This window comes from Sphingobacteriales bacterium, from assembly GCA_016706405.1.
GTDB lineage: Bacteria > Bacteroidota > Bacteroidia > Chitinophagales > UBA2359 > BJ6.
Genome location: JADJJT010000003.1, coordinates 313,405 through 330,549 on the forward strand (window position 1 = coordinate 313,405; position 17,145 = coordinate 330,549).

The following is a 17,145-nucleotide window of genomic DNA, read 5'->3' on the forward strand; positions in this document are numbered from 1 at the left end:
TTTTTCTTCCAGATGAGATGTTTAGGGGACGAATTTGACTAAGTTTTTACTAAGTATTAGAAATATCATCGTGAGGCAAGAATATTTCAATTTATTTTTCCGGAAAAAACACTAGGCCTTGGTGTTTTTATACTTTTTCCTGCTAATAATTGCGTACCTTTGCAGCCCCTAATAACACAAATATTGGATTAATTAAATTTAACCACCAAACAAGTTTTTACATTTTTATACTTACAATATTAATTAATGGAAATATCTCCTAACACTGTTGTAGCCATTAGCTATAACTTATTTGAAGGCGGCCCTGAGGGAACCTTTATTGAAGCCACCTCGCCCGACCAACCTTTTGTTTTTTTATGCGGAGCTGGCAACGTTCTCGATGTGTTTGAAGACAACCTAACCGGCCTCCGTGTTGGTGACAGTTTTGAATTTATAATTGACAGTAACAATGCCTACGGCCCTGTTGATGAGCAAGCCGTTGTAGGTGTGCCAATTGAGAGTTTTATTATTGATGGTGCTTTGGCCACAGATTTGCTAAAAATTGGTAATATCATACCTATGGTTGATGAAAATAACCACAAACTTAATGCCCGCATTATTGATATTACGGAGCAAATTGTAACCCTCGACTTTAATCATCCTATGGCAGGCCGCGACCTATTTTTTACTGGCTCGGTTGTTGCCGTACGCGCTGCTACTGCCACAGAACTTTCTCATGGCCACGTGCACGGCTTTGACGGCACTGACGAACACGGCGGCCACCACCACTAATATTAGCAAACAAGCGAGCAAATACGGTAATTATTTTATTTTAAAAAACAGGATGCTAAAATAATTTTTTACGCTTTGCTATATTTTTTAATAATTTTGTAAAATATACCTTACCTTTGTAGTAGATTTGCTTGCGCTAAGTTTATATCTCATTATCTTATTTTATCTTTGCAACTAATTTAACTTAATTTGATGACGTACTAACCCCTCAACTAAATCAGTTTTTCTTTTTTTTTTAATTTTTCTTTTACAAATGAACATTTACGTTTCAAATTTAAGTTTTGACATAACCGACCAAGACCTAAATGAACTTTTTGAGGAGTACGGAACCGTATCCTCGGCCAAGGTAATCAAAGACCGTGAAACCGGTAAATCACGAGGCTTTGGCTTCGTAGAAATGCCTTCTGACGATGAGGCAAAAAAAGCCATCTCAGAATTAGACAAAGCTGAATACAGCGGAAAAGTAATTAATGTAACCGAAGCACGCCCTAAAACCGACCGTCCATTTAATACCGGAGGTGGGTACAATAATAACCGCGGTGGTGGTGGCGGGTACAACCGTAACGATAACAACCGGCCAAACAAACGCTGGTAAAATTAAAATTAGCACTGCTTAACCGAGTTGCGCTAATTATTTTACCAAACAAATTTGCCAAACCAAGTTTTATTCAATTTAGTTTGATACTTCACTAAAAACAACCCTTTGTGTTTACATAAAGGGTTGTTCTTTATTAGGTATTGTTCAGTTCCGGGAGCGATATTTGCCTCATAAAACTTAATCCCCGATGTTCCAACTATCTGAAGGATGCCCTGTTCGGCAATTTGAGGCAAATGTATTATTACAGCCTTGTCAGGTTGTTGCTGCTGCTCAATAAATAATGGTTCAGCAACAGCGCCAATTTCATAAACACCATTTGCCCACTCGGCAAACCTAATCAACCATGCGTTGTCGGCCCCGTGTCTTGGTGCAATACCACCTTGTACAATATCGCCATCGGTGCTATCGGTATAACCACCAACTAAATACTCGTCTGAACCCAATCCGGGAACTATACAATTGCCAAAATCGTAATTCGAGCCTCCATACTTTTTATGCCAAACTATTTCACCGGTATCCTTATTAAGGCGCAGCAGTTGCAAATCGAAAAAATAATTAGGTGGACTAATGCTAAAGTCAAAAGTGGTTCCTACAATAATCACATCTCCGTTTTCTGGGTTCAGCATTAAAGCACGTGCTTGGTCTTCGCCCTTTTCGCCCCACGAGGTTTGCCAGTCAATTGTCCAATCGTTGCTGTTTAGCTTGGCAACCCACATATCATTATCGCCGTAGTTTGCCGTCAGGTCGCCATCGTTTGACAAAGATGGAGCGCAAAATATCAGATTGCCATCTGTTGTAAGCACAATATCGGTGGCAATTTCGGCTTGAGAGCCGCCAAATGTTTTTTCGCTTTGTAGTTCGCCTGTTTCGGCATCAAGGGCAATTACCCAGCAGTCGGTAGCGCCGTGGTTAAAACTTATCTGCCCGTTTCCGCTTGGTGATGCTGTACTTCCAGCAGCTATCCATTTTAATTTATCCGGATGCCAAACCGCGCCGTATAATTGTTCATTGTAGTCTCCGCCGTAAATACCCTGCCAAATCAGGTTTCCCTCTCCGTCAATTTGCATAGCCCAGGCGTCTTTTAGGCCAATATGATTTTTAATGTCGCCATCTTTCGATATAGCGTATCCGGCTAATAAAAATTGCCCCTCGTTGTTGGTTGCTATAGCTCTAAACAAATCTTCGTTGCTGCCGCCCATTGTAAGCGACCATTCAATTTCGCCATCTTGGTTCAAATAAAATGCCCAGGCATCATGTTCGCCTTTGCTTTGTAAGTCTATATTTTGGGTGTCTTGACCATTGCGGTACAAAGTGGCTGATACAGTTTCAGGCTGTTCGGCAGGGCGCAAATAGCCTGCCACCACTACCCCACCCTCCGGATGAGGTGCTATGGCATAGGCGCGCTCGTCTCCGGGGGCAGCAATTATAAAGGTGTCGGTAATTTGTAATTTTTCGTTCAGCCAAAATATTAAAATATCGGTTTGGCCGGTTATTGCATCGGTAGTAATGCCTGCCGCAGCAAAAGTTTGGTTTGGCAAGGCTGCAAGGGCTTCAATTTCATCATCGGCAATTGCCGTGCCCCACACTTTTTGCCAGGTGATTGTAGGTTGGGCAAGTAAAGTACTGTAATTTAATATCAGTAATAAAATTGCTGTTTGTGATATTATCCGCAAAACAAAATGAAATAAAATTATATAATTTAACTTACGAAGGCACAAATTTAGCAATTTAAAACAAAATACCCAACCGCAAAGCTGTCCGGCTAAAGGTATAATTGCGGAAAACTGTTGAGCCATCCCAAATTGTTTCCTCTTCTTTTGCTTTTTGAATATTGATACCGAGTTCTGCTAAAAATTGTGTTTTTTGTACGCTACTAAACCGGTAGCCTATTGCTGGCCGAATAAAAATGCCTCCTTTTGCCTCGGCGTTACTGCTGTTGGTTGCCACAAAGCCGTAGCCAAGCCCTAAACTGTAATACGCCGACTCGGAAGATTTGTTTGTATAGCCTCGGTAATCGGCATAAATTGGCACTATCATCCATTCATTAAGTGGGTATCTGTTAAAGCCAATACCCCCGCCAATTGCTGCCCATCGGTTTAACTGGTGGCCAATTATTAAATCGCCATGTATGCCCACATCGGGTACTTCATCGCTTGTTATACCCATTAAAAAACCACCTGAAATATATGTATAAATGCCTTTATCGCGGTAATATTTAGGCTTTTCAACTTTTGTTGGTTTAGGAGGTTCAATGTTTGAGGAATTATTTTGATTTTCATTGTGCGGAGTTGAGATTTTTTCGGCCACAATTTTACTTATTTCACTGGCTTTAAATACAAATTCGCTCCCGCCTACGATGGCTATGCGCACCAACGAGTCGGGTATTAGTTCAAGCATCCGGCCACGTATAATGCTTCCGTTTTTTAAATAAACCACATCTTCTAACTTAGTTTCATCCTTGTTTTGGACGTTTTCAGTTCTTGATTTATTTTCGCTGGCGGGTGTTGTTGTTTGAGCAAAGACTGTAAAATTGCCATTGATTATAATTAGCAACAGACTAATTATTGTTAGCGTTTTTTTCATGGAATAATTAGAAAAAACTGTACTTGTATTTTTAGATGTGTGACAAAAAAAACATCCGGATAAGTATTGCCGGTATGGCCGTACAAAATCTTATCCGGATGTAACAGCAGAAATATTATTCGTTAAACTTATTATTTTTTTGCAATCTTGCTCAGTTGAGTCAAAAATGTAGGATTACTGCGGTCGTATTGATAAATGCCATCCGTGCCCGAAACGATAAGTAATTTTGAATTATTTACGGCAATTGCATCGTAAGCGGCTAAGCCAGAAGCGGTTCCGGAAATGACTGGCGTGCTGGGGTTGGCAATATCTATAATGCGCACGCCGTCTTGGCTGTCGCAAACATACAACTGGTTTTCGGTTAAAGCCATACCCATTGGGTGCGTTAGGTTAAGCTGTGCGAGTTCTTTGGGGTTAAATATATCTTCAATATCAATAACATATAGCAAATTAAGTGCCGAGCCACAAACTGTGCCATTATGGATGGTAACGTAGGCGTATTTGTCGTTGGCAACTACGGGGTCGCAGGCGGTGAGGTGCATAAACTGGCTTAGGTATTTAAATTGTCCGTTGCCCATTTTTTCGTAAATAAACATGCCTGTTGTTGAGCCAATAAACAATTTATCTTTGTACGGAAAAAGGGTTTCAATATCGGCGCTTACTGTTGTTTCGCCTACAACAATGGGTTGTGCCCCAGCCTCGAGGTTAATGGTAACGATGGTATTATCGTGGTTGATGGCATAAATAAACGAGCCGTCTAAAACCATACTGGCCATAGAGCCCGCTTGGCCGCCGGTGCTGTTATTCCGTCCGTCTGCGCTGCCGGCGCCTGCCCCCATTGCCACATCATTTACGGCAATTACATCGCCTTCAAAAAAGAAACTATTAGTTAAATTTTCGCAATCAATTTTTTCCAATTCTTCTTTGTAGTTATAGCCCACTAAAACGCCATTTCCGGCATCCTGAGCAATGGGTTTAAAAAAGTTTTGGCCCCTGAAGACTTCTTTTATGGCGGTAGCACTGATAATTTCAAGCGCTAAAAGGTCGGTGTAATTATTTACGTACAAAATGCCATTTTTCATGGCCATATCGGTACATCCGGGTATTTTTATGAAAGCTAAACTTAGCGGTGCCGATGGATTAGTGTTATCAATTAAATGGATACCTTCGTTCCACTCGCAAACCAATAAGTAAACACCATAGGTGTAAATTTTTCCCGGATTTATGAGGTCGTGGGCTGCTTCCATTGCAACGGGGGTGCGAATTTCGTCGTAAGTTTTATAAACCGGAGTTTGGCGGGTAACATAACGCTCTTCGTAACAACGGTCTTTAATACAACCCGTTAAAAGCGATGCTACGGCCAAAAATATTAAAACTAATATATTTTTTTTCATGACTGTTTTTGATTTTGATTTAAAATTAAAATTTAGCTTTCTTTTAAGACGAAACAAAAGAAAAACTGGTTGCATTTAGGATTTGAAAATACGAAATAATAATTATTTAATTTATTACTTCGTTTTGGTGATTGTTGGCTGTGGTTTCGTTAGGTGAGGTATCGTCAAGATTCGTTTTTTCGTGCAGTTCAAAGCCATAACTATGTAATGCTCTAATACCATTTTCATCGTAAATGCGGAATAGCTTTTCAATAGCGTTAGGATTAAATGCTATTTGTTTTATATGCTTTAAATTTTCGGGTATAGGGCTGTTTGTATAAGGTATCCGGATAAAAAAGCGAGGCAAGCGGCGTTGTGCGGCAAAGCTTTCAAAATAAACCCAAGGATGCCGCTCGGTATTTTCGCCCAACAAAATTAAAACAAACTGCGATTTTCGCAACCGACGCTCAATTTTAGGGCGGTTAAACCTACCGTTGGGCAATAAAACAACTTTATCAATTGTTGAAGATACCCGAATGATGTGCTCACTTTGTTGGTAGGACTCTGATTCCGGTTGCTCGGCCAAATCCGGATTTAATTCTGTTTCATCAGTTTTAAATGGATTATCTTTATGCATCCAACTGCGTATGCGTTTTAAATATCGAAAATCAGAGGGCTGCAACGCAACAAAAAAGGTTCTTTCCATGTTTAATCGAACTTGTTTACAGTTAACGATGTGTTAAACTTATTATATTACTAAATAAATTGTTTAGAAATTTATTACTTAAGAAGGCGATTTTGGCTTGTTATTAGCTATATAGGCGGAAAAAGGCGGAAAATTTGGATTGAAATAAGAAAACAGCCATATTGTGCCGTGAAATTAACACATTTTCATAGAATTGTCATATTTTACTTCCAAAAAGTTTAAACTCATTTTTTATTTTCAATACATTTGTGAACACAACAACCTAAAAATGTACAAAATTTCGGAAATTGCCAGTTGGATAAATGCAGCTATTGAGGGCGATGCAAGCATATCAGTTAATGGTTTGGGCAAAATTGAAACTGCACAGCCAAACGAGCTTAGTTTTATTGCCAACCCTAAATACGAGTCTTTTGCCTATACCACAAAAGCCTCAGCTTTATTAGTTGGGCTGCAATTTACAGCTACACAACCGCTAACTGCTACCCTGCTTAGGGTGCCCGACCCTTATGCGGCAATGGCTGTACTGCTCGAAAAATTTAGCCAACAGCTTCATCCGCAGTCCTTGCACGAATCGCCGTGTTTTATACACCCAACGGCAAAAATTGGAGAAAATTTATACATAGGTGCGTTTGCCTATATAGGCGAAGGTGCTGTTATTGGCAATGGGGTAAAAATTTATCCGGGCAGTTATATTGGCCCTCACGTTACAATAAACGAAAATACAATTGTATATGCTGGCGTAAAAATTTATTATGGGTGCAAAATTGGCAGCAACTGCATTTTACATGCCGGATGTGTAATAGGAAGCGATGGGTTTGGCTTTGCACCCCGCCCAGACGGTAGTTACCAAAAAATAGCCCAAAACGGTATTGTTGTAGTTGGCAATGAGGTAGAAATTGGCGCAAACACTGTTATTGACCGGGCAACCATGGGGGAAACTACTATTGCCGAAGGGGTAAAATTAGACAATTTAATTCAGATTGCGCACAATGTTACCATAGGGCAGCATACCGTTATTGCTTCGCAAACGGGCGTATCGGGCAGTACCGAATTGGGCAAATACTGCACCATAGGTGGCCAGGCAGGTTTTGTTGGCCACATAAAAATTGCCGATTACACTAAAATAGGCGCGCAAAGTGGGGTTTCTAAAAATATTGACACCCCCAACCAAGTTTGGAATGGGTCGCCTGCTGCCGAATTTAGACAAAATATGCGCTTGTTAGCTGCAATGCGCAAACTTCCGGATTTAATAGAGAAAATAGCAAACTTAGAAAGGCAAATCGCAAAAAAAGAAGGGTAAACTATATCATTATAATTTGGGTATGGCAATTTTATTATTTTATGTTACACATGCTAACAACCAGGCAGCTGTTGAGGTTGTAGAAACACTGATAAACAAAAAACTTATCGCGTGCGGCAATATTTTTCCGATTAACAGCATGTATTTTTGGGGCGGTGCGCTGCAAAACGACCATGAATTTGTAAGTATCTTAAAAACCATACCCACAAAAAAATCAGCTGTTTTGCTGGCCTTAAAGGAATTACACCCTTACGAAACTCCTTGTTTTATTAGCTGGCAGGCAGACGCAAACCCCGAGTATGCACAATGGGTTGCGCAATGTGTTGCATAGCAGCGCTATTTATTTTACCTGGTCTGGTTTAATTAATACAAATCGTCTAAACCAAGCGATAAATATTTATATACGGCAATACGGGTGCTTACCCAAGAAATAACGACTCCGGCAAACAACATAATAGCACAAAGCCCTATGAAGGGCGAATTTGACATTAGTTTAGATAATTCGGGAATTTGATAATGGAGAAATGCCCTAACTCCCCAAACCAAAATTATAGCAATAATTGCACTTATAAGTCCGTAAAATGCTGCCTGCCGGGTAAATGGCTGGGCAATGAAACTGCGTGTGGCACCTACCAAATCCATACTGCGCACTAAAAACCGGTTAGCATACATTGACAATTTTATTGTATTATCAATCATAAAAAAAGTTGCTAGAACAAATAAAAAAAGCATAATTGCGCCAATTATATTGTATTGGTGTAATTTTCCCCACATAGCATCTAAAAGCGGCATATAATAATGTACTTCTTGAATTGGTGGGTGGGTTAGCAATTTTTTTTCTATTTGTATTAAGCTATCGGGTTGTACCCATCCGGCATTTAACTTAATTAGGTACGAGGCAAACAAAGGGTTAAAACCATCTAATACTGGTCTAAAATCCTCTCCGGTTTTGGCAATGTAATCGGCAACGGCATCTTCTTTGCTGAGGTAGGTTATTTTTTTTATAAATGGACTTTTTTTAAGTTGTGGCAGTAGCGAGTCGGCTTGTGCTGGTGTTGTTTCTTCGGTTAATATGGCAGTTAGTTCAAAGTCTTCTTTTAATAGGCCACTTAGTGTATCGGTATAAATAAAAGCTAGGCCAAAGCAACCCATTACAAACAAGGTTACGGCTATACTAATTACAATGGTATGGACGTTTTTAATTCGAAGACCTTTTTTCATATCCGATTAAATTTATAAAATCATGGTGTCGCTTAAAATTTAAATAGCATCATCATTCGTAGTTCGATCGATACATTCAACAAAAAATGAATCATCCGGATTATTGAGATTTAGCCCAAACAATGCCCCATATGTTGGAGAATCATCATTCAAAATTGGAGCTTCCACTTTCAGTTGGTAAACACATCCGTTGTCAATATTAATAATATTTGTATTTAATTGGTTTTTAATTTCGCCTTTAGTAATTGGCGTATGCCCATGTACAATTTTTTTAGGTGCTATCCATTCGGGTTTTAAATTATGGTACCATCTTCTAATCCAAAGCATTGACTCTTTGTCTTGCAATACTTCGTTAAAATTATTTTTTTGACTAAAGTCGAATCCGGCATGAACTAAATAATAATCCGGAAGTTCGATATAATAATTTAAACTTTTACAAAAATTAATATATTTTTCCGGAATCAAATCCGGATTTAAGACACCAAAACTCATCAAAGTCTCTCGTTGTCCGTTATGTTCCCATTTATAATGCCAGTTATCTTCGTTGGCTATGGTTTTAAGCATTAAATCTTCGTGGTTTCCTTTTAGGCAAAAAACTTTATACCCACTCGCTTGCAATTGCCATATATAGTCAAAAACACCTTTGCTATCGGGGCCGCGGTCAATATAGTCGCCCAATAAATACAATTCGTCGTTAGGTTTAAGTTTAATATACTGCTCAACAGCCAAACGAAATGTTTTTGCGCAACCATGAATATCAGACATGGCATAGCGATTGACAACAGAACTCATATTGAATTTTACGACTAAATCAGGTGAAATATTCAAATAGGCAGTAAGCAAATTGAATACAAAATTAATAAGAAACGGTTAAATATCAAGCAAGAAATAGCCTTATTATTTACTTTTCGGCTTATTTAGTGGCTTTTATTCCGGATTTGTAATTGACTATTGAAAATTTACCTTAATTTTGGGTTTAATTAGTTTTTATTCAAATCATATCAATTAAATTATGTATAAAAATATTGCCTTATTGCTTATTTGTTTTGCTTGCTTTTCGGTGGCAGCGCAGGCCGGTCAATACCTTAATTTAGACTTCAAGCATTTGTTTAACGATGCAAAGTTTGAACTTAATACCGAGTACATTAACAACAACGGCCACAATTTAAAATTTACCCGTTTAAACTACTACCTTTCGGGTTTTACAATTACCCACGATGGCGGCCAAACTACCACCCTTAAAGACACTTATTTGTTGGTAACAGAAAAAGGTGGCTTGCAAAGTTTGGGCGAAGTTGAATTTACAAATATCGAAGGAATTAGTTTTTACGTTGGTGTAGATAAGTATGCTAATCACGGCGACCCCGCACAATACCCAAACAAACATCCGTTGTCATTAAAATCGCCTTCGATGCACTGGGGTTGGGCTGCGGGTTATATTTTTACAGCCTTAGATGGCAAAAGCGATACGGGCGACAAATCGTTTAATACAAATTTTGAATATCATGTTGTAGGAGACGAGTTTTATTCAGCCGTAAATATTACAAGCAAAAATGCCGTAAAAGGTATAAATGGCGTAACTGTATCGGTTAGCGTTGATGTAGCGCAATGGGTAAAAGATGCCGATTTTGTTGCCAACAGCATTATACATGGCGGCGGCCCTTATATTGCTGCCTTTATGAAAAATATAATTAACAATCCCGTATTTTTTGAAACTCAAGGTTTTAACAATATTGACAACCCCTTGCGCGATGGCGAGGTAAAAATAGGCTGTGTACCCGGAGCTTATTGCGCTAATATGGTTTATACTTTTGCCAATTTGCCATTTATTAGCGTATATGTTTACAATATTAGTGGCCAATTAGTTGAATTACAGCCCAAACTACCCGCTCAAGGACAGGTTACAATTGCCAACAATTTGCCATCCGGACGTTATTTCATTAAAATTACCGACGCAGCCAACAACCAAAGAGCCATCCACCAGTCGTCAGTAACATTAGTAAAATAGACATTAAATATAGCGAGTGCCAATTGATATAGCTTATATTGGCAGACTATAAATTGCAGCCCCATAAAAAAAACATCCGGAGGAAACTAAATTTCTCCGGATATTTATTTTTATTGATGCCGAAATAAAGCTACATAAACTACACACAACTTAGTTTCGATATGTGTATTTTTGCGCCTTGTTTGTTTAGCAATCTATGTCGGTAATAACTGGCTGCGGAACAACGGCAGGTTGCTGCTCGGTTTGTTGGGTTATACGCCCGGGGCAGCCATAACCACGGCCACCGTAACCGCCGCCATAATAGCCGCGCTGGCACGAACTTAACAAAACGGCCATTACAGCCAAAAAAGCAAACATTGCTACAAAGGATTTAATATTTAATGATGTGATTTTCATTGCTTAAAGCAAATTAATGTTGAACAATATAAAAGTAAAGGTTCAATCAAATAGCAAAATATAGTTTTTTTTGTTTGTTTTTTGTGATACGATTAATTATACATTACTTGTTAAGACGATGTATAAAAGTAAAAGTTACATTATAACGTAAAAATTTTGCACAAAGGTACATAAAATTGTGCAAACTAATAAATATTTTTATTTTTAAACTATGCGAATACATTTTACCGCTATTGGCGGCAGCATTATGCACCAGTTGGCAATAGCATTACACCATAAAGGTTATATTGTAACAGGCTCGGATGATGAAATTTTTGAACCAGCAAAAAGCAATTTAAAACAATTTGGTTTGTTGCCCAAACAAGAGGGTTGGTTTGCCGAAAAAATTCATCCGGATAAAATTGATGTTTTAATAGTTGGAATGCACGCCCGTAAAGACAATCCGGAGTTGCAGAGAGCCATCTCCCTTAAAATTCCGGTTTTATCTTACCCAGAGTTTTTGTATCAGCAGTCGCAGCATCAAACGCGGGTTGTAATTGCCGGCAGCCACGGCAAAACAACCACTACCGCCATGGTAATACACGTGCTAAACGCTTGCCGGCAAAGTTTTGACTATGCCGTTGGTGCTAAAATTGAGGGCTTACCTTTTGCCGTTCAATTTTCCCCAAAAGCACCTGTTATTGTAATTGAAGGAGACGAATACTTGGCCTCGCCCCTGCACCCGCAGCCCAAAATTGCTTTTTACCACCCCCAAATTGCTTTGCTAAATGGTATTGCTTGGGATCATATCAATGTTTTCCCTACTTACGAGGCATACCTCGCCGCCTTTAGCCAGTTTTTACAAGACATGCAGCCCGGCCATTTTTTAGCCTACAACGCCACCGACCCCGAAGTATGCCGCTTGGTAAACTTGTACGGGCAACATTTGCAGCTAAAACCTTATGGTATTCATAAGCACAAAATATTACCCAACGGAAAAACAGTGCTTTTAACCCCAAACGGCGAGCAACCCGTTGCTATATTTGGCTCTCATAATCTTATAAACTTAGCAGGTGCTTTAACTATTTGTCAGGAATTAGGCATTACAAATCAGCAGTTTTACCAGGCAATCTCTAATTTTACCGGAGCCGGCAACCGCTTAGAAACCCTCGCCTTGAAGTCAAATTTTGCCATTTTCAAAGATTTTGCCCACGCCCCCAGCAAGGTAAAGGCTACAACCAATGCCGTTGCCAATCAATTTAAACAGCGCACCACCATTGCTTGTTTTGAATTGCATACTTTCAGCAGTTTAAATCCGGAATTTTTACCCCATTATCGCCATACTTTAAACAATGCCCAGCAGGCAATCGTGTATTTTAATGCCCACACCTTCGAAATAAAAAAAATCCCCCCACTTAGCCCCAACGCAGTAGCCGCCGCTTTTGACCACCCCAATTTGCAGGTTATTACAAACAGTGCCGACTTAGCTAAAGCACTGCAAACAATTAAATTACAGGATGCAAATCTGCTATTAATGAGTTCTGGAAATTTTGGAGGGCTAAACTGGCAAGAAATTTGGCCAAACGCACTTAAATAAATTACTGTATCTTTGCCCTTATTTATCCGGATATAAAAAAGTAACTATCCGGATGAGCCTCAAATTATATTTGCCGTTATAATCCAATAAAATGGACCTATTTTCTGAAGTTCAAATTCAAACGCAACAAGCCAACAATTTTATTATACCGCTGCAACGCCCCTTAGCCATTTTAGACCTTGAAACAACAGGCTTAAGCCTAAGTAGCGATCGTATAGTAGAGATTTGCATCTTAAAAATAATACCATCGGGCGAACAGGTTTGGTTCGAGCAGCGCATTAACCCCACCATTCCAATTCCGCCAAAAGTATCGGCTATACATGGAATTTACGACCACGACGTAGCCGACAAACCCACCTTTGCACAGCTTGGGCAAACTATATTTGATTTTTTGACAAATTGCGATTTTGGAGGTTATAACTCAAATTTTTTTGATATTCCGATGTTAAACGAAGAATTTTTGCGCTTAGAATTAAATTTACAATTAGACAGTCGAAAATTTGTTGATGTTTTCCGGATATTTCAAAAAATGGAACCCCGCGATTTAAAAGCTGCCTACCAGTTTTACTGCGGCAAACAATTGGAAAATGCGCACAGTGCCCGTGCCGATGTGGCCGCAACTTGGGAAGTATTGCAAAGCCAGTTAGAAAAATATACCCAAATTAGTCGCGATATGAACGATTTGCATACATTTACCGCCGAAGATAACCGCTTTGTTGATTTAGGGCGAAGAATGGTGTACGAGGGTAAAGATATATTGTTTAATTTTGGCAAATATAAAGGGCAATCTGTCGAAAAAGTACTTAAAGAAAACCCACAATATTACGATTGGATACTTAAAGGCGATTTTTTGCTCGACACCAAAAATAAACTCCGCGAAATTATGCTGCGCATTAAATATAATACCAAATAAATAAGTGAACCTCAAAAAAAAAATACTTTTTTTAAGATGCAAAAAACATTTTACGCTCTTTGGGAGTTTGGTTTTGTAAACTCAAACAACTACCACGCCAAAGCATTGCCAGGTTATAAGTAAGTTTTTAACACAATAGAACCTGCAAGAGTTTATCCGTTTTTTGTCAAATAATTGTTTCTAACCCTGTTTACCCAGTCCCTTTTTGTTTTGTCAACCAGCCTTGTTATTATACCCACCTATAACGAAAAAGACAATATTTCTGCCATTATACAAGCGGTAATGGAGCAGCCGCGCCCCTTCGAGTTGTTAATAATAGACGATGGCTCGCCCGATGGTACTGCTGGTATTGTAAAAACGCTTATCAGTAACCAAACCTACGGGCAACGTTTGCACCTGCTTGAACGAAGCGGCAAATTAGGCTTGGGTACAGCGTATATTACCGGATTTAAATGGGCTTTACAACGCAATATCTACGACTGTATCATCGAGATGGATGCCGATTTTTCACATAATCCAGCCGATTTGCCCCACCTTTACGATGCCTGTATGGTGCCCAATGATAAGAACAAAAAAACTGCCGACGTAGCTATCGGCTCGCGGTATATTAAAGGAGGAGGTGTTAAAAATTGGCCCACAAACCGAGTTCTAATGTCAAAATATGCCTCGTATTACGTGCGTGCAGTTACATGGATGCCCGTACATGACACTACCGCCGGATTTGTATGCTACCGTGCCCATGTATTGAAAGCTATTGATTTAGATAAAATAAGGTTTATTGGCTATGCTTTCCAAATTGAGATGAAGTTTGCCGCTTGGCAACTTGGTTTTAAACTAACCGAAGTGCCAATTATTTTTGCCGACCGCGTATATGGCGAATCAAAAATGAGTACTAAAATTTTTAGCGAAGCCTTTTTAGGTGTGCTCAAAATGCGTTGGTTGGGCTTTTTCAAATCGTATCGCAGCAAATAAAACACGTCAAATTAACCACCCACAATTACTGCAAACTAAAGCATCCTCTTATTAAATTAAGTTCAAATTAGTAAATTTTATTTTGTCAACTACCCATAAAAAACGGAAGGCAGCAAAAGAATGGGCAATTGCCATAGCTTTAGCAATTTTTATTGCCTTTATTGTTCGAACAGCTATTTTTGGTGTTTATAATATTCCAACCTCATCAATGGCGGGTAGTTTGCTGCCCGGCGATTTTATTTTTGTAAGTAAGTTTCATTATGGGGCAAGGCTGCCTTTTACACCTTTAACCCTGCCTTTTACCTGGCGTAACCTCCCTTTTAGCAATCAAACTCCATCGTATATTGCTACACCCGGCGTAGGTTATTATCGTTTGCCTGGCTTTGCTTCCGTCAAACGAAATGATGTAATGGTGTTTAATTATCCGGTTGATACAGCCCGACCCATTGACAAGCGCGACTATTTTGTTAAACGGTGCGTAGCACTTCCGGGCGATACTTTAGAAATTGTAAACCGTCAGATTTTAATTAACGGTCAAATTCAGCCTTTCCCTAAATACGTGCAATTTCAATATTTGGTTAACACCTCCGGAAAACTTCCGGAAGATACGTTGTTGCAAATGGGTATCACCGAAGGAGGAATGCGACTTGCCGATGCAAGTTTGTATGAATTTTGCCTCTCAGACCAGCAAGTTACGCAATTAAAAAACCTTAAATCAGTAACAGCTATTAACCCAATAAACCGAGACAAGGGATTGTCGTTATCGCACGAGGCAACTTACCCGCAACATAATGGCCTTTACCCTTGGAATATTGACAATTTTGGCCCTGTTTTAATTCCTAAAAAGGGGCTAACCATTAAAATTGATAGCATTAATATTTATTTATATAAAAAAACTATTGAGCAACACGAAAAACAAAACGTGGTTATTAAAGGCTACGAAGTTTGGATAAATAACCAAAAAGCAACCCAATACACTTTTACAACGGACTATTTTTTTGTAATGGGCGACAATAGGCATAATAGCGATGACTCGCGGTTTTGGGGGTTTTTGCCCGAAAATCATTTAGTAGGAAAAGCCTTGTGGGTACTAGGGTCGTTTAGTAGCGACACCGAAGGCGGTTTATTGCGAAATATATTTTCTTTTTCCGGAAATTCGGGATGGCGAAGCGAACGATTTCTTATGGATATTGAATAATATTTAAGGTTTATACAAAACAAAAAAACGAAGGCAATGTTTGATTAACAATTGTCTTCGTTTTTCTTTGACTTTATTTTACAAATTCACCAAACTAACGATTCTTCTCAAAATCTTCTAAACTTTTTTCAAGCCTTTGCCCGTTTACATACACAGCCACAAAAGCATTACGGATACCTTTTCGTTGCGCTTCGTGAGCGAGGTTTTTAGCTTGTGTAGCATCTTTAAAACTGTCGGCAGACATATAACGCAACATAGAATTGGTGTTTCTTTCTATTTCGTAACTAATGTTTTTTCTTTTATACATATTATTATTTTCGTTTAAGGCTGAATTGTAAGCGCCTAATTGAACTTTAAAAACCACATCGTAAGAAGGGTTGTTTAAGAAGATCTTGTAAACTTGCCTTATTAACATCAACCAAGGCAGCGGTTACCTTTTTTGCTGTAGCTGGATCAGAAAATACTGGAGCCGACATAATAATTGTAGGGGGTTCAGTATCAGAATCTGGTATTTTTTTTGGAATTGTTCCAGGACGGTCCTTTGGATTCCATGTTGGATAATTATCAGGCGGAGGTGGCGATATTATTATTGGGGGTTCTTTGCTTGTTTTTTCCTTACCAAACAGGGTTGCATGCATAATAGGCTCTTTTGTGTTATATGTGTTTAAATACTTTTGGCTAACTATGGCTCCGTCCTCATCATAAACAACTGCTTTATACAATTTTTGGGCAGGCAAGTAAAAATAAAAATTGCCATCGTCTTTGGTTGTAAATTTCTTAACTGAATTGTCTGTCAAATCAATTAAGGCAATTTCAGCATTTGCTAATTCTTTATTATATTTTTTAGATAGAACAATACCTTTTAACACAAAAGTGTTGGGTTGTTTATCAGCAACAACAAGCAATTCATCCGGTATTTTTGGAAGTCTTTTCTCGTCAGGTTCGCCACCAGTACCCGGTGGTTTACGATACGGTTTAACTTTTCCAGGTTCCGGAGTTTTATTTTCGATTTTGGTATCCGAAATCGGTCGGATCTTTATCGTATCATCATCATCCCCTTGACTCTTTGGCGCGTTATTTACCACCAATGCTTCCTTATCAGTAACAGAAGGTAAATTTTTCTCCCACTCTTTTGCTTTAATTTCGCTCACACTTAACTCAAAAATATCGTCTGAGCCATTGCGATTAGAGGCGAAAAAGCCTTTTTGTCGGTCGGGGCTTAATATTAAACCCATATCATCTTTAGAAGTGTTAATAGGATAACCTATATTACTTACTGTCCAATTCGCATCGCCGCCCTTGTGTATGGCCTGAAAAACGTCTAAACCACCAAAACCACCGAGCCCATCTGAAGCAAAATACAAGGTGCCATCGTTATGAACAGTCGGAAACATTTCGTCGCCTTCGGTATTTACCTCAGGGCCTAAATTATGGGGTTCCAACCAACGCCCCTCTTTATAATAACTTACATAAATATCTTTTCCGCCTTGCCCACCCAATCGGTTTGAGGTAAAATACATTTTTTTGCCG

18 protein-coding genes are annotated in these 17,145 nt (G+C 39.0%); 9 read left to right on the plus strand and 9 right to left on the minus strand.

The annotated features are described in order from the left end of the window. Positions 1-246 precede the first annotated feature (246 nt). Positions 247-771 carry an FKBP-type peptidyl-prolyl cis-trans isomerase gene (locus tag IPI59_13195; protein MBK7528473.1) on the plus strand — a complete coding sequence of 175 codons (525 nt, stop codon included), beginning with the start codon at positions 247-249 and terminating at the stop codon, positions 769-771. 253 nt (positions 772-1,024) lie between these two features. Then, a complete protein-coding gene (locus IPI59_13200; protein MBK7528474.1) occupies positions 1,025-1,366 on the plus strand; it encodes an RNA-binding protein in 342 nt (113 codons plus the stop codon). A 41-nt stretch (positions 1,367-1,407) separates the two neighbouring features. On the opposite strand, the gene IPI59_13205 is transcribed toward IPI59_13200, so the two are convergent. The 4 genes from IPI59_13205 to IPI59_13220 all read right to left on the minus strand — a co-directional run bounded on the left by IPI59_13205 (position 1,408) and on the right by IPI59_13220 (position 6,031). Then, positions 1,408-3,042 (minus strand): hypothetical protein, encoded by a 1,635-nt coding sequence (locus IPI59_13205; protein MBK7528475.1) that lies wholly within the window; start codon positions 3,040-3,042, stop codon positions 1,408-1,410. Positions 3,043-3,097: 55 nt separating this feature from the next. Next, positions 3,098-3,952, minus strand: a complete 855-nt coding sequence (locus IPI59_13210) for a hypothetical protein (GenBank protein MBK7528476.1) — start codon at positions 3,950-3,952, stop codon at positions 3,098-3,100. A 131-nt stretch (positions 3,953-4,083) separates the two neighbouring features. Continuing rightward, positions 4,084-5,346, minus strand: a complete 1,263-nt coding sequence (locus IPI59_13215; GenBank protein ID MBK7528477.1) for a hypothetical protein — start codon at positions 5,344-5,346, stop codon at positions 4,084-4,086. 106 nt (positions 5,347-5,452) lie between these two features. Then, positions 5,453-6,031, minus strand: coding sequence for a hypothetical protein (locus IPI59_13220; protein MBK7528478.1), 579 nt, complete (start codon positions 6,029-6,031; stop codon positions 5,453-5,455). Between the two features lie 268 nt (positions 6,032-6,299). Here IPI59_13220 and lpxD point away from each other — a divergent pair, with 268 nt between their 5' ends. Both lpxD and IPI59_13230 read left to right on the plus strand, forming a co-directional pair. After that, positions 6,300-7,331, plus strand: a complete 1,032-nt coding sequence (gene lpxD, locus IPI59_13225; GenBank protein MBK7528479.1) for a UDP-3-O-(3-hydroxymyristoyl)glucosamine N-acyltransferase — start codon at positions 6,300-6,302, stop codon at positions 7,329-7,331. A 22-nt stretch (positions 7,332-7,353) separates the two neighbouring features. Then, on the plus strand, positions 7,354-7,662 hold the full coding sequence (locus IPI59_13230) for a divalent-cation tolerance protein CutA (protein MBK7528480.1): 309 nt from the start codon (positions 7,354-7,356) through the stop codon (positions 7,660-7,662). Positions 7,663-7,694: 32 nt separating this feature from the next. On the opposite strand, the gene IPI59_13235 is transcribed toward IPI59_13230, so the two are convergent. Both IPI59_13235 and IPI59_13240 read right to left on the minus strand, forming a co-directional pair. Next, positions 7,695-8,552 (minus strand): hypothetical protein, encoded by an 858-nt coding sequence (locus IPI59_13235; GenBank protein ID MBK7528481.1) that lies wholly within the window; start codon positions 8,550-8,552, stop codon positions 7,695-7,697. A gap of 39 nt (positions 8,553-8,591) precedes the next feature. After that, a complete protein-coding gene (locus tag IPI59_13240; GenBank protein ID MBK7528482.1) occupies positions 8,592-9,344 on the minus strand; it encodes a serine/threonine protein phosphatase in 753 nt (250 codons plus the stop codon). Positions 9,345-9,564: 220 nt separating this feature from the next. Between IPI59_13240 and IPI59_13245 the strand changes: the two genes are divergently transcribed. Beyond that, entirely contained in the window at positions 9,565-10,560 is a 996-nt protein-coding gene (locus tag IPI59_13245; protein MBK7528483.1) for a T9SS type A sorting domain-containing protein, read from the plus strand. Positions 10,561-10,746: 186 nt separating this feature from the next. Here IPI59_13245 and IPI59_13250 read toward each other — a convergent pair whose 3' ends face one another. After that, on the minus strand, positions 10,747-10,956 hold the full coding sequence (locus tag IPI59_13250; protein ID MBK7528484.1) for a hypothetical protein: 210 nt from the start codon (positions 10,954-10,956) through the stop codon (positions 10,747-10,749). Positions 10,957-11,167: 211 nt separating this feature from the next. On the opposite strand from IPI59_13250, the gene IPI59_13255 reads away from it, so the two are divergent. The 4 genes from IPI59_13255 (at position 11,168) to lepB (ending at position 15,615) form a co-directional block, all read left to right on the plus strand. Further along, complete coding sequence (locus tag IPI59_13255) at positions 11,168-12,532, plus strand: peptidoglycan synthetase (GenBank protein ID MBK7528485.1); 1,365 nt, start codon at positions 11,168-11,170, stop codon at positions 12,530-12,532. Positions 12,533-12,623: 91 nt separating this feature from the next. After that, a complete protein-coding gene (locus IPI59_13260) occupies positions 12,624-13,445 on the plus strand; it encodes a 3'-5' exonuclease (protein MBK7528486.1) in 822 nt (273 codons plus the stop codon). Positions 13,446-13,655: 210 nt separating this feature from the next. After that, positions 13,656-14,417 carry a polyprenol monophosphomannose synthase gene (locus tag IPI59_13265; protein MBK7528487.1) on the plus strand — a complete coding sequence of 254 codons (762 nt, stop codon included), beginning with the start codon at positions 13,656-13,658 and terminating at the stop codon, positions 14,415-14,417. A gap of 82 nt (positions 14,418-14,499) precedes the next feature. Continuing rightward, a complete protein-coding gene (gene lepB, locus IPI59_13270) occupies positions 14,500-15,615 on the plus strand; it encodes a signal peptidase I (protein MBK7528488.1) in 1,116 nt (371 codons plus the stop codon). Positions 15,616-15,709: 94 nt separating this feature from the next. Here the strand turns inward: lepB and IPI59_13275 are convergent, their stop codons facing one another. After that, on the minus strand, positions 15,710-15,979 hold the full coding sequence (locus tag IPI59_13275; GenBank protein MBK7528489.1) for a hypothetical protein: 270 nt from the start codon (positions 15,977-15,979) through the stop codon (positions 15,710-15,712). After that, positions 15,969-17,135, minus strand: coding sequence for a PD40 domain-containing protein (locus IPI59_13280; protein MBK7528490.1), 1,167 nt, complete (start codon positions 17,133-17,135; stop codon positions 15,969-15,971). Before IPI59_13280 ends, IPI59_13275 begins: the two co-directional genes overlap by 11 nt. Positions 17,136-17,145: the final 10 nt, after the last annotated feature.